This is a genomic window from Galbitalea soli (assembly GCF_010686725.1).
Taxonomy (GTDB): Bacteria; Actinomycetota; Actinomycetes; order Actinomycetales; family Microbacteriaceae; genus Galbitalea; species Galbitalea soli.
In genome coordinates, this window is sequence record NZ_JAAGWZ010000002.1 from 285,975 (window position 1) to 299,223 (window position 13,249).

Annotated in this window: 11 protein-coding genes; all 11 read left to right on the forward strand. The window is 68.7% G+C overall.

All coding sequences use genetic code 11. The annotated features are described in order from the left end of the window. Window positions 1–10 precede the first annotated feature (10 nt). Window positions 11–2,062, forward strand: coding sequence for a flagellar biosynthesis protein FlhA (locus tag G3T37_RS07460; RefSeq protein WP_163472874.1), 2,052 nt, complete (start codon window positions 11–13; stop codon window positions 2,060–2,062). Next, window positions 2,037–2,900: a hypothetical protein gene (locus G3T37_RS07465; RefSeq protein ID WP_163472875.1), complete on the forward strand. Its 864-nt coding sequence runs from the start codon at window positions 2,037–2,039 to the stop codon at window positions 2,898–2,900. Before G3T37_RS07460 ends, G3T37_RS07465 begins: the two co-directional genes overlap by 26 nt. Window positions 2,901–2,909: 9 nt before the next feature. After that, window positions 2,910–3,164, forward strand: coding sequence for a carbon storage regulator CsrA (csrA, locus tag G3T37_RS07470; protein ID WP_163472876.1), 255 nt, complete (start codon window positions 2,910–2,912; stop codon window positions 3,162–3,164). Between the two features lie 177 nt (window positions 3,165–3,341). After that, the gene (locus G3T37_RS07475) at window positions 3,342–5,015 is read left to right on the forward strand and encodes an ATPase, T2SS/T4P/T4SS family (protein WP_163472877.1); all 1,674 of its coding nucleotides are present in this window, start codon (window positions 3,342–3,344) and stop codon (window positions 5,013–5,015) included. A gap of 19 nt (window positions 5,016–5,034) precedes the next feature. Then, window positions 5,035–6,816, forward strand: coding sequence for a type IV pilus twitching motility protein PilT (locus tag G3T37_RS07480; protein ID WP_163472878.1), 1,782 nt, complete (start codon window positions 5,035–5,037; stop codon window positions 6,814–6,816). Then, on the forward strand, window positions 6,816–8,042 hold the full coding sequence (locus tag G3T37_RS07485) for a type II secretion system F family protein (protein WP_163472879.1): 1,227 nt from the start codon (window positions 6,816–6,818) through the stop codon (window positions 8,040–8,042). The genes G3T37_RS07480 and G3T37_RS07485 overlap by 1 nt, the downstream gene beginning before the upstream one ends. Window positions 8,043–8,234: 192 nt before the next feature. Next, window positions 8,235–8,678, forward strand: coding sequence for a type IV pilin protein (locus tag G3T37_RS15115; protein ID WP_163472880.1), 444 nt, complete (start codon window positions 8,235–8,237; stop codon window positions 8,676–8,678). Between the two features lie 144 nt (window positions 8,679–8,822). Next, window positions 8,823–9,260 carry a type IV pilin protein gene (locus G3T37_RS15280; protein WP_163472881.1) on the forward strand — a complete coding sequence of 146 codons (438 nt, stop codon included), beginning with the start codon at window positions 8,823–8,825 and terminating at the stop codon, window positions 9,258–9,260. A 132-nt stretch (window positions 9,261–9,392) separates the two neighbouring features. Continuing rightward, on the forward strand, window positions 9,393–10,769 hold the full coding sequence (locus G3T37_RS07500; protein ID WP_163472882.1) for a prepilin-type N-terminal cleavage/methylation domain-containing protein: 1,377 nt from the start codon (window positions 9,393–9,395) through the stop codon (window positions 10,767–10,769). Beyond that, window positions 10,766–11,494: a prepilin-type N-terminal cleavage/methylation domain-containing protein gene (locus tag G3T37_RS07505; protein WP_163472883.1), complete on the forward strand. Its 729-nt coding sequence runs from the start codon at window positions 10,766–10,768 to the stop codon at window positions 11,492–11,494. The genes G3T37_RS07500 and G3T37_RS07505 overlap by 4 nt, the downstream gene beginning before the upstream one ends. Next, complete coding sequence (locus tag G3T37_RS07510) at window positions 11,491–13,239, forward strand: hypothetical protein (protein ID WP_163472884.1); 1,749 nt, start codon at window positions 11,491–11,493, stop codon at window positions 13,237–13,239. The genes G3T37_RS07505 and G3T37_RS07510 overlap by 4 nt, the downstream gene beginning before the upstream one ends. Window positions 13,240–13,249 lie beyond the last annotated feature (10 nt).

A 13,249-nucleotide genomic window follows, 5' to 3' on the forward strand; every position in this document is an offset into this window, starting at 1 on the left:
AAGGCCACCCATGTTGAAGAAGCAGATCCCCAGCTACGCGGTGCCGGTCGGTGTCGTGGGCATCGTGCTGCTGCTCGTCGTGCCCGTGCCGGCCTGGCTGCTCGACGTGCTCATCATCGTGAACATCATGTTCGCGCTCGTGATCCTGCTCACGACCATGTTCGTGAAGAAGCCGCTCGACTTCTCGGTGTTCCCCTCGCTGCTGCTCGTGGCGACGCTCTTCCGGCTCGGGCTCAACGTCGCCTCCACGCGACTCGTGCTCGGCAACGGCTACGCCGGTCAGGTGATCGCCGCGCTCGGCCAGGTCGCCGTCGACGGCTCGCTCATCATCGGCGCGGTCATCTTCCTCATCCTCGTGGTGATCCAGTTCGTGGTGGTCACGAAGGGCGCCGAGCGGGTCGCCGAGGTGGGCGCCCGGTTCACGCTCGACGCCATGCCCGGCAAGCAGATGGCGATCGACGCCGACCTCAACGCGGGCACGATCACCGAGGCGGAGGCCCGCCGGCGGCGGTCCGAGGTCGCCGCCGAGGCCGACTTCTACGGCTCGATGGACGGCGCCTCCAAGTTCGTGAAGGGCGACGCCATCGCGGGCATCGTCATCATCGTGATCAACCTCGTCGGCGGCATCGCGATCGGCATGGTGCAGCGCGGTCTCTCCATCACCGACGCGATCAACCACTACAGCCTCCTCACCATCGGCGACGGGCTCGTCTCGCAGATCCCCGCGCTCCTCATGGCGGTCTCCACGGGCATGATCGTCACCCGGTCCAACGTGGATGCCGATATGGGCTCGATGACGTCGTCGCAGCTGTCGCAGTCGCGCGTGGCGGTCATGATCGCGGGCTGCGCGGCGATCGTGCTCGCGCTGATTCCGGGGATGCCGGTCATCCCGTTCCTCGCCGTCGGGGTGCTGCTCATCATCGCCTCGCGCCGCATCCTCGTGTCGCAGCGGGCCGCGGCGGTCGCGAAGGAGCTCGAGGGCGTCACGGAGGGGGCGGACAGCACCGACACGACCGAGGACCTCATCGAGCAGATGCGCGTGCAATCGCTCGAGGTGCAGCTCGCCCCCGACCTCGTCGAACTGGCCTCGGGCGCGGGCGACGACCTGCTCTCCCGCGTGCGGGCGCTGCGCCGCCGGCTCGCGATGGAGCTCGGCATCGTCGTCCCGCCCGTTCGCACGCGCGACAGCGTCGACCTCCCGCCGTCGACCTACGTCATCCGCGTCGCCGGGATCGAGGCGGGTCGCGGCATCGCGCCGGGTGGCCGCGTTCTCGCGCTCGGCGACTTCCTAGAGGCGCTGCCGGGCACGGCGACCGTCGACCCGGTGTTCGGCCTGACCGGCAAGTGGATCCCGGCCGAGATGCGGCACGGGGCCGAGCTGGCGGGGGCCACGGTCATCGATCGCGGGTCGGTCGTGATCACGCACCTCTCCACGATCATCACCAACAACGCCGCGCGCCTGCTGACGCGGGAGGATGTCCGCGTGCTCACCGAGGGCGTGAAGCAGGTCAACCCGGCCGCCGTCGACGAGCTCATCCCGGCGCTGCTGTCACTGGCCGAGGTGCAGCGGGTGCTGCAGGGGCTCCTCGCCGAGCGGGTGCCGATAAACGACCTGTCGCGCATCTACGAGGCGCTCGCCCTGCGCGCCAAGATCTCGAACGACCCCGACGGCCTTGTCGAGGCCTCGCGCACGGCCCTCGGCCCGGTCATCGCCGCCCCGCACATCGAGAACGGCGTGCTGCACGTGATCATGATCGACCCGGTGCTCGAGCAGTCCATGCTCGAGGGACTGCGCCCCAGTGAGCACGGCATGCAGATCGTGATGGACCCCGCGCGCCTGGAGGGCATGATGTCGTCGCTCGCGACGACGGCCAAGAACGCGGAGGAGGAGGGATTCGCGCCCGTCCTCGTCTGCGCCCCCGCGCTCCGGTCGGCGATCCGCCGCCTGGTGTCCCCGCGCCCGGGCGGCATCCCGGTGCTCTCCTATCAGGAGGTCACCGCCGCGGACGTGACCATCGAGACGGTTGGAGTGGTTCGTGCCCTCGATACGATTTCGGCTTGACCACCCGACGCTGCCCGCGCTGCGCGCGCGGGTGGCGGCGGAGTTCGGCCCCGACGCGCGGATCGTCTCCGCGACCGAGGTGCGCCTGGGCGGGATCGGCGGATTCTTCGCCCGGCGGTTCGTCGACGTGGAGGTGGAGCTCGTCGCGCCACCGGTCGCCCCCGTCGCCCCCGCGCCCGCCCGTCCCAAGCTGACCGGGATCGACGCCCTCCTCGCCGCCGCCGACCGGGTCGAACGCGCGGAGGACCGCGGGCCGCTCCTCGCCGTCTCCACCGAGACCGAGCCCTTCACGCGCCTCCTCGATGACCTGAAGTCCTACGTCGAGGGCCCCGCCGCGCCACCGCCCGCGGTGCTCGTCCCGTCCGCCCCGCTCGCGCCATCCGCCGAGCCCGGCAGTCTCGTCGCGCTCGTCGGGCTCGGCGACGACGCGGTCGTCGTCGCCCGCTCCCTCGCGCTCTCGCTCGACAACGCGGAGGTGAGCTTCGGCGGCTCGATCAGCATCGCCCGGGGCGCCCGCGTGGATGACCGGCGCTCGGCCGCCGCCGCCCGGGCCCGCGGGGTCGAGGCCGGCTCGGCGGGCATCCTCGCCTACGGCATCGGACCGGGCGGCCCTGCGAGCGTGAGCAGCATCGAGGCGCTGCGCTCGATCATGGCGGACCAGGTCTGGGTCGTGGTCGACGCCTCGCGCAAAGCGGAGGACACCGCCGCCTGGGTGGCGGCCGTGCGCAAGCAGGTTTCGGTGCAGGCGATGGCCGTGGTGCACAGCGCGTTCAGCGCCACCGCCGATTCCGTGCACGGCCTCGGATTGCGCAGTGGCTGGTCGGACGCCGTGGGATAGGCTGGCCGCGTGCTGGTCCTCACACGTAAGAAGGGGGAGCGGATCCTCATCGGAGACGACATCGTCGTCACCATCCTCGAGGTCAAAGGGGATGGTATCCGCCTCGGTGTCGACGCGCCCTCCGGCGTGCGGATCCAGCGTCACGAGGTGTTCGTCGCGCTCGCCGAGGCGAACGTCCAGGCGGCGGAGGCGGGCGCCGATACGGGTGCCGTTCTCGCCGACCTGCTGAAGCAGCATCCCGCCCCTCAACCCCCCGCGGCATGACCGCCCGCGGCGCGCTCTCCGAGGCTTCGGTGCGTCGCCGCACGGGTCTGCGCCGCGCCCAGCGTGTCGCGCCGGGAGCCCCCCGATCGCGGGTATGGTTCGGCCTCCGCCGGAGGGTTAGGTTTGCACTCTGGCGATCGAGTGTCTTCGCCGAATTCATCGGGGGGTGAAACGTACGTGGCGTCTTTGACGGAGATCCTCATTTTGCGGGGGATCGTTCCCATCGAGAAACTGGACAGTGTTTCTGGAGAACGGGAGAAAGACGAGCAGGGCATCCTCGAGCTCCTCGATCAGGGCATCGTCACGCAGGCGCAGCTCGCCTCCGCCCGTGCCGCCCAGGCCGGACTGCCCTACGTCGAACTCCTCGAATACCCCGTCGATCGCACCGCCGTCGCCCTCGTCCCCGCGGCCATGTGTCGCCGCCACGAGGTACTGCCCATCGGCATCGCCGCCGACTACCTCATGCTCGCCATGGTCGACCCGGGTGACGTCTTCGCGATCGACGACGTGCGCGCCGCGAGTCGCATGCAGATCCGCGCGGTCGTGGCCGAGCGAAGCGATCTCCGGGCCGCCATCGACCGCTACCACCGCGCCGACGGCGAGCTGAACTCCCTCACCACCGAGCTCGAGGCCGAGAGCGGATCGAAGGAGGTCGCCCTCGCGGGTCAGACCGAGGCCTTCGAGGATGATGCGCCGATCGTGCGCTTCGTCAACCTGCTCATCAGCCAGGGCATCCAGGACAAGGCCTCCGACATCCACATCGAGCCGGGGGAGCACGAGCTGCGGGTGCGCTACCGCATCGACGGTGTACTGCACGAGATGCAGACCGCGCCCAAGGCGATCACCAACGGCGTCATCTCGCGACTCAAGATCATGGCCGACATCGACATCGCCGAGCGTCGCAAGCCGCAGGACGGCCGCATGTCGGTCAGTCACGCCGGTCGCAAGATCGACCTCCGCGTCGCAACCCTCCCCACCGTGTACGGGGAGAAGGTCGTCATGCGAATCCTCGACAACAACGGTTCGACGATGGAGCTCAGCGGGCTGCACCTGCTGGAGCACAACGCGAAAGCGTTCAAGGAGTCGTACACCAAGCCCTACGGGATGATCCTCGTGACGGGCCCGACCGGCTCGGGCAAGTCGACCACGCTTTACACCACGCTGCACGCGGTCGCGAAGCCCGAGATCAACGTCATCACGGTCGAGGATCCGGTCGAGTACCGCATGAAGGGCATCAACCAGGTCCAGGTCAACAACAAGGCCGGGCTCACCTTCGCGAGCGCACTGCGCAGCATCCTGCGCTCCGACCCGGACGTCGTGCTCCTCGGTGAGATCCGCGACCAGGAGACGGCCCAGATCGCCATCGAGGCCTCGCTCACCGGTCACCTCGTGCTCTCGACGCTGCACACGAACGACGCGCCCAGCGCGGTCACGCGACTCACCGAGATGGACATCGAGCCCTTCCTGGTCGGCTCCGCGCTCGACTGCGTCGTCGCCCAGCGTCTTGCGCGCCGCCTCTGCGACCGCTGCAAGGAGCCGTTCGCGCACGACCCCGAGGACCTCGTGAACCTCCGCGTCGGGTGGGACCCGGGCACCATGCCGATGCCCACGCTGTACCGCCCGGTCGGATGCACGAACTGCTCGAAGACCGGATACCGCGGCCGCATCGCCATCCACGAGGTCATGACCGTCACGGAAGAGATCGAGAGGCTCGCCGTGGCGCGGGCCTCGAGCGCAGAAATCGGACGCGTCGCGCGGGCACAGGGAATGCTCACGCTGCGCGAGGACGGCTGGGCGAAGGCCCAGCTCGGATACACGTCGATCGAGGAAATCCTTCGCGTCGTCGCCTAGTGCCCAGGGGGGACACCAGATGAGCAAGCCCGTTTACGAGATTCCGGTCACCGGTGGTGACGACGAGTCGTCGTTCAACTTCCCGCCGCCGGCTCCCGCCGCGCGTCCCGCCGGCTACACGCAGGCACCGCCGCCCAGCGTGGATGGCGCCGTTCCCGCGCCGAGCTGGCCCGCCTACTCCGCGACGCCCGCCGCGCCCTACACGAGCCCGGCACCCACCGAGGACCCGGCCGGATGGGGCGCACCCGCGGCCCCGCTCCTCCCGCCGCCCGTGGCCGGCACCTCCGTCCCGTCGCCGGAGCCGTCCTTCCCGCCGCCCACCGCCTCGGCCCCGAGCTTCCCGCCGCCCGTGGCGTCGGTACCCGTCTTCCCGCCGCCGGTGGCCTCGGCTCCGTCGTTCCCGCCGCCCGCGAGCCCCGCGTTCCCGCCGCCCGCGCCGGAGACCATCACCTCGGCGCCCGCGGCACCCGTGTTCGAGATCCCCGAGGTCGACCCGGCCTTCGCCGCCGTTCCGCTGGCGCCCGTCTTCGACCTCACGCCGGAGCCGGAGCCGGCCCACGCGGCAGACCTCGACTTCGCCCCGCCGACGCCGCCCGAGGACCTCTCCTACGCCGAGCAGCTGTTCGCGTCGGAGGGCGTGAGCGAGACGCTCGGCACCGCGGATCCCGACCTCATCGAGGCGCTCTCCGAGGTGCTGCGCATCGGAGCGTCCGACCTCCACATCGCGGTCAACGCGACGCCGATGCTGCGGGTTGACGGTGCGCTCGGGCCCGGCTCGATCACCGAGGTGTGGGGCAAGAACAAGGTCAACTCGGCCCTGCGCAGCCTGCTGCTGCCGGAGCAGGAGGCCAAGTTCGACGAGAACCTCGAGTACGACTTCGCCTACACGATCTCGGCCAACGCCCGCTTCCGCGTCAACCTGTATCAGCAGCGCGGCAGCCTCGGCGCCGCCTTCCGCCTCATCCCGACCGAGATCAAGCCGCTCGACGCCCTCGGCGTGCCCGCGAGCGTGGCGCAGTTCGCCACCCTCCCGCGCGGCCTCGTGCTCGTGACAGGGCCGACCGGTTCGGGCAAGTCGACGACGCTCGCCGCTCTCATCGACCTCGTCAACCGCACGCGCGCCGACCACGTCATGACCGTCGAGGATCCGATCGAGTTCCTGCACGGCAACAAGAAGTCGCTCGTCAACCAGCGCGAGGTGGGGCACGATACCCACAGCTTCGGCGCCGCCCTCAAGCACGTCCTGCGGCAGGACCCCGACGTCATCCTCATCGGCGAGCTCCGCGACCTGGAGACGATCTCGGTCGCCCTCACCGCGGCCGAGACCGGTCACCTCGTCTTCGCGACGCTGCACACGCAGTCCGCCTCGCAGACCATCGACCGCATCATCGACGTGTTCCCGCCCCATCAGCAGGGTCAGGTGCGGTCGCAGCTCGCGGCGACGATTCAGGGTGTCGTGTGTCAGACGCTCGTGAAGAAGGCGAGCGGCCGCGGTCGCATGGTGGCCACCGAGATCATGATCGCCACCCCCGCCATCGGAAACCTCATCCGCGAGGGCAAGACCTACCAGATCCCCTCGGCCATGCAGGCCGGTGGTGAACTGGGCATGCACACGATGGACCGGCACCTCGCCGACCTCGTGAACTCGGGCGAGATCACGCTGCAGACCGCGATCGACAAGGCTCAGGATCTGGAGGGTCTCAAGCAGATGGTGCACCGCCAGGCCACTCCGACCAACTCCACCCGGTCGGGCTCATCGAGCATCGACTTCGGCGACGCGCACTCGGGGGCGACGCTCTGATGGCGACCCTGGCCTACGCCTACAAGGGGCGCGACAGCAGCGGCAAGATCGTCAAGGGCGAGCTGGAGGGCGCGAGCGAGATCGTCATCGCCTCGCGGCTGCGCAGCATGGGTCTTTCGCCCATCTCCATCACGGAGTCGAGCTCCGGCACCGGCCTCTCCCGCGAGATCACCATCCCGGGCTTCTCCAAGGGCGTGGGGCTCAAGGACCTCGCCATCATGAGTCGGCAGCTGGCGACCATGATCGCGTCCGGACTGTCCCTGCTCCGGGCGCTCACGATCCTCAGCGAGCAGACGCCCAACAAGGCGCTGCAGAAGCTCCTCGTGATCGTGATGCGCGACGTCGAGTCGGGCGTCGCGCTCTCCGACGCCCTCTACAAGCACCGCGTCGAGTTCCCGCCGATCATGATCAACCTCGTGCGCGCGGGGGAGACGGGCGGATTCCTCGACGAGGCGCTCGAGACCATCGCGGCCAACTTCGAGTCCGAGGTGAAACTTCGCAGCACGATCAAGTCGGCGCTCACCTACCCGGTCGTCGTGCTCGTCATGGCGGTCGTGGCCGTCGTCGTCATGCTCATCTTCATCGTGCCGATCTTCCAGAAGCTCTTCGCCGGGCTCGGCGGGCAGCTCCCGCTCCCGACCCAGTTCCTGGTCTGGATGTCGAGCGTCATGACCTGGGCTGCGCCCCTGCTCATCGTCCTCGGCATCGCCTTCTCGATCTGGTGGCGGGCGAACAGGAACACGGAGCGGGTGCGCAAGATCGTCGATCCCGTCAAGCTCCGGCTGCCGGTATTCGGCAAGCTCTTCCAGAAGATCGCCGTCGCGCGCTTCACCCGCAACTTCTCGAGCATGATGGGAGCGGGCGTGCCCATCCTGCAGGCGCTCAGCATCGTCGGCGAGACCTCGGGCAACTGGGTGGTCGAGAGCGCGCTGCGCGACGTCGCCGATTCGGTGCGACAGGGAAAGACCGTCGCCGAGCCGCTCTCCAAGGCCCCCGTCTTCCCCGCGATGGTCACCCAGATGATCACCGTGGGTGAGGATGCGGGCGCCCTCGAGCAGATGCTCGGCAAGATCGCCGACTTCTACGACGAAGAGGTCCAGTCGACCACCGAACAGCTCACCGCGATGATCGAGCCGCTCATGATCGCCTTCCTCGGCATCGTCGTCGGAGGCATGATCGTGTGCCTCTACCTGCCGATCTTCAACATCTTCACCCTGATCAAATAGCGATTCTTCGACCTGGCCGCGCATCACCGCGCGGTCCGGCGCGCGACCGCGCCCTCTCCCATCCCCTGGAGGGTGCGGTTGTCGTCGTTGTGCGCCCCGTTTGCGGGCTGGCAGCCGGGTGGATGACCTCCCTACCGTCGATGGTGGGGGAGTGGGCATCCTCTTCCCTTCACACACATATCGGGGGAAGTCATGTTCACACGTCTCTGGTGGCTGCGGCGGGGGCCGCGCCGGCCGGGTGAGGGCGGCGACTCGGGGTTCACGCTCATCGAGCTGCTCGTCGTCGTCATCGTCATCGGCATTCTGGCCGCCATCGCCATTCCCATCTACACCGGAATGCAGACGCGGTCGAAGGAGGCCGGCGCCGTCACCGACGCCACCAACCTCAAGATCGCGCTCGTCGCCTGGGGCACCGACAACCGGTCGGCGACCGCACCTCCCGCGCTCGACGCCGCGGGCATCGCCGCTCTCGCCAAGTACGGGGCCACCCAGGGCAGCACCACGACCGGCTTCGCCTACAGCGGCTCGAGCGTCTGGCCCAAATTCTGTGCGACAGCGACGTCGATGACGGGGACGGTGTTCTACGTGACCGACTCCGACGGCACCTCCTCGACCAAGCCGAGCTCGGGCTGCTGATACCCCCTCAACTGGGGTGGCGTTTCAACCCTTTGTGCCCCCTTCGCGGGATTCTCCCGGGTGGTGAGCACTCCTAGTGTCAGAGGCGGGTCACAACCGTTGGGGGGGCGGCCTGCCAATCACTCATATCGAACAGGAATCACTATGATCCGCATCATGAAGGCGCTCAACACCCGCCTCGACTCGCTCAAGAAGAATGACGACAAGGGCTTCACGCTCATCGAGCTCCTCGTCGTCGTCATCATCATCGGCATCCTGGCTGCCATCGCCATCCCGATTTACCTGGGTGTGCAGAACAGCTCGAAGGACGCCGCGGTTCAGACCGACGTGACCAACGCGAAGATCGCGGTCATCGCGTGGGAGACCGACAACCCCACCGCCACCGCCTTCCCGACGACGGGCCTGACGACGGCGACCTTCGGCAAGTACGGCATGACGCAGAGCACGAACACCTCGAACCTCACGTTCTCGGGAACCCTGGCGTTCCCGTCGTTCTGCATCGCCGGCACCGGCACCACGACGACCGTCTTCTACGTCACCGACTCCGGTGGAGCCACGAAGACCAAGCCGACCGGCTGCTAATCATCGCCTAGCACGCGGGTGGCGGGGCGCTGAGCACAGCGCCCCGCCATCTCGCGGTACCACGGTCCGTCGGCACCGCAAGCCGGCCTCGCGGAGAACAGCTCCGCACAGCTCGATCCCGGGGGGGGTGACATGAAGGACAGCAACGACGACGGCCTCAGCCTCATTGAGGTGCTGATCGCGGTCGTGATCTTCTCCGTCATCGCTCTCGGCGTGGCCTTCACGGTCGCCTCCACTCTTCGCGTCGCCGACCAGGCTCAGGCCCGGGAGCAGGCGGCCAACCTCGCGGCCCAGGACATCGACCTCGACCGCTCGATCGACAATCTCTTCGATCTCTACAGCGACAACTACGACACCGTCGTGAACGGCACGACCTTCCACGTGGCCCGCACCGCATCCTGGGTCACCGACGGCACCGTCAATCAGAGGTGCGGCACCGGGGGTGGCGTGCTTCGCTACAAGCGGGTCAACGTCGACGTGACGTGGGACGGCATGACCTCGACGACCGCGCCCGTGCAGTCCGACACCCTGATCGACCCGGGCACCCGTATCAACGACCAGACGCACGGCACGATCCTCGTCTCGGTCGTCGGCTCGGCCGGCACGGGCACCTCCGGCGTGACCGTCACCGCCACGCCTTCCGCGACTCCCAACGGGGCGACCGCGCTCACGAGCGCGCCCGACCCGACGGACCCCGAGGGCTGCACCTACATCCTGTCGGTCACTCCCGGCAACTACGACGTGAAGATCTCGCGCGCGGGCTACGTCGACGTGAATCAGTCGGCCACCGCGACGGTCACCGTCGGCGTGCAGGCGGCGGGCGCCGCCTCCGTCGGCTTCCAGTTCGACCAGAGCGGCAACCTCACCACGAGCTACGCCTCCAACTACTCGGGCAGCGTGCTGACCCCGAGCAATCTCCCCACGAGCTTCGTGAGCACCTACGGCACGTACACCGCGACCACACCCGTGACGGCCTCCGGCGTCAACCTGTATCCCTTCCCGTCCGGCTACAAGGTGCTCGCCGGCCAGTACGTTGATCCCGCCACTGCGGGCGGCGGCTGCGCGGCCCCCGATCCCAGCCAGTGGAGCGCGGGCACCGCGCTCAACAACACGACCGTTCTGGCCGGGAACGCCCCGTCCACTCCGGTCACCCCGGGCGGCTCTGCGGCCGCGGCGGTGCCGATGGGAGTGTTCACCGTCAAGTCGATCGCGGCCGGCGTCTACGTCACCGCCGTGCAGCTCTCCGGCCCCGCGGCCTCGGGCGACCCCGGGTGCGCTGCCGCCGACGCGAGTCCCACCACGTACACCTACAAGTTCCCGGCGACGACGAGCTCCACGAAGAACTTCGCCCTGCCGTGGGGAACGTACAAGATCTACACGAGCACTCTCTTCGGCATCCTCACCACGCGCGTCGCCACTGCCAACCTCACGACGATCACGGGCAGCGGCGGCACCAACTCGAGCAACGGTGGCACCCTCACCCTCGACCCGCGGGCGGTGGCACCGTGACGCGACTGCGCTCCGCCCTCGACCGCACGAGGGCGCGACTCGCCGGCGGCGACGACCGCGGAATCACGCTCATCGAGCTGCTCGTCGCGACCCTGATCTTCTCGATCCTGCTCACGCTCGTGGTGAGCGCCTATTCCACGCTCTCCCGCTCGATCACGCTCGCGGGAGCGGTCGACAGCAACGTCAAGCTCTCGTCCCTCGGCATGAACGAGATCTCGAAGGTGCTGCGGTTCGCCGCGACGAACCCGGTGCTCGGGCATCCGATCAACGACCCGGCCTTCGTCACCGCCGACGTGGAGACCCTCACCGTCTACAGCTACGTGGACGCGAACGCGACCACCCCCGCGCCCGTCAAGGTGACCTTCTCGCTCAATGCGAGCCGCCAGCTCGTCGAGCAGCGCTACGCGGGCACCGCCACCAACGGGTTCTGGTCGTTCGCGAGCACCCCCTCCGTCACGCGCATCCTCACGGGGGCGGTCATCGCGCCGTCCGCGGGCGAGCGCCCGCTCTTCAGCTACCAGACGGTCACCAACGGCACCTACCTCACCGTGCCGAGCGGGGGCCTGACCGCGAGCCAGCTGCCGCAGGTCGCCGCCGTCACGGTGACCATGAAGATCAAGGGCGCGAGCGGTGCCGGCGGTGGCGCCTCGAGCCCCATGACCATCTCCAACACAGTGGGGCTCCCGAACCTCGGGCTCGCTCGAACCGGACAGGACATGCCGTGATCCGTCTGCTCGCACAGCGACTGCGTCTGCGTCGGAATGACGAGGGGTTCGCCCTCGTCATCGTGATCGCGATCGGCGCGATTCTCATGATCCTGGCGTCGGTGGCGGCGACCTACTCGGTGAGCGTGCTGAACAAGTCCAAGCAGGACGTGGCCTGGGCCGCCGCGGAGGCCGCGGCGTACGCGGGCATCGAGGAGTACCAGAGCCGGCTGGCGACCGACAGCTCCTACTTCCAGTACGGCAATCCGGCCGCGCAGTTCGGTGCGGGAAGCGCGGTGACGCTCCCGACCGGAACCGGTCAGGTCAATCCCGCCTTCAGTCTCGACACGGGGGCGAACTCGACCTGGGCCGTCGTGCCGGGAAGCAACGGGGCCGCGAAGTTCCGGTACGAGATCGACACGACCAAGTACCTGTCCACGGGCATCGTGCGCATCCGCTCGACCGGCCTCGCCGGCGGTGTCACGCGCAGCATCATCGCGAACCTCAAGCAGCAGGGCTTCATCGACTTTCTCTACTTCACCGACTACGAGATCCAGGACCCCGCCCTCAGTGGCGACCCCGTGTCCTGCGTGAAGTACGCCTGGGCGGGGCGCTCCTCGAGCTGCTCGGTCATCCAGTTCAGCGGTGCCGACCACATCCAGGGCCCCGTGCACTCGAATGACACCCTGCGTATCTGCGGCTCGACCTTCGACGGAATCGTGAACACCGGCAACAGCACGGCGTCGGGTGGGCTCTACTACACGATCCCCGCGGGATGCACGGCCGGCACCTTCAACTCGGGCGCGCCGTACTACAGCCCGGTCGTCGGGGTGCCGACCACGAACTCGCAGATGAAGAAGGAAGTGCGCACCGACCTGCCCGCCGACGTACCGAACCCGGGCTGCCTCTACACGGGCGCCACGAGCGTCGTCCTCAATGCGAACGGAACCGTCACGGTGCGCTCACCGTGGACCCGGTTCACCCGCGTCGCGGGCGACCCGGCCACCTCCGGCAGCAACGCGGCCGCCTGTGGCACGCCGGGCACCGGAGCGGGCCAGCTGGGTTCGGCCACCGGCGCGACCTTCACGCCGCCCACCAAGGCCGTCTTCTACGTGCAGAACCAGCCCGCGAGCTCGAGCGACCCCAATTTCTGGCCCGCCGCCACTCCCGCCCCGACCACCTGCAAGGGCGCCAACGGAACGTCGACCGGAAACGGGATCGGCTACCCCATGTCGGGCGAGACCGCGCCCTCGGGCACGCCCTACGGATGCACGAACGGCGACGTCTTCGTCAAGGGCACGCTGAGCGGCCAGATGTCGATCGCCGCCGAGAACTACGTCTACGTGACCGGCGATCTGCAGTACAACGATTCGAGCACCGACATGCTCGGGCTCGTCGGCAATAACGCAGTGTGGGTCTGGAACCCCGTCAACTCCTCGGGAACCAACCTGCTCACCGACTCCGGCCGGCGCATCGACGCCGCCATCCTCTCGGTCGCGCACACCTTCCAGGTGCAGAACTTCTCGACCGGCTCCCCGCGGGGCACCCTCACGGTCAACGGCGCGATCGCGCAGAAGTTCCGCGGGCCGGTGGGAACGGGTTCCGGCGGAACGACCGTGACGGGCTACGCCAAGAACTACGTGTACGACGCGCGGCTCAAATACACGGCCCCGCCGAAGTATCTGTCACCGGTCACCACGACGTATGGTGTGACCACCTGGATCGACACGCCCGCCGCGTTCGCCTCCAACGGGACCTACAAGTGATGGGCGCGCA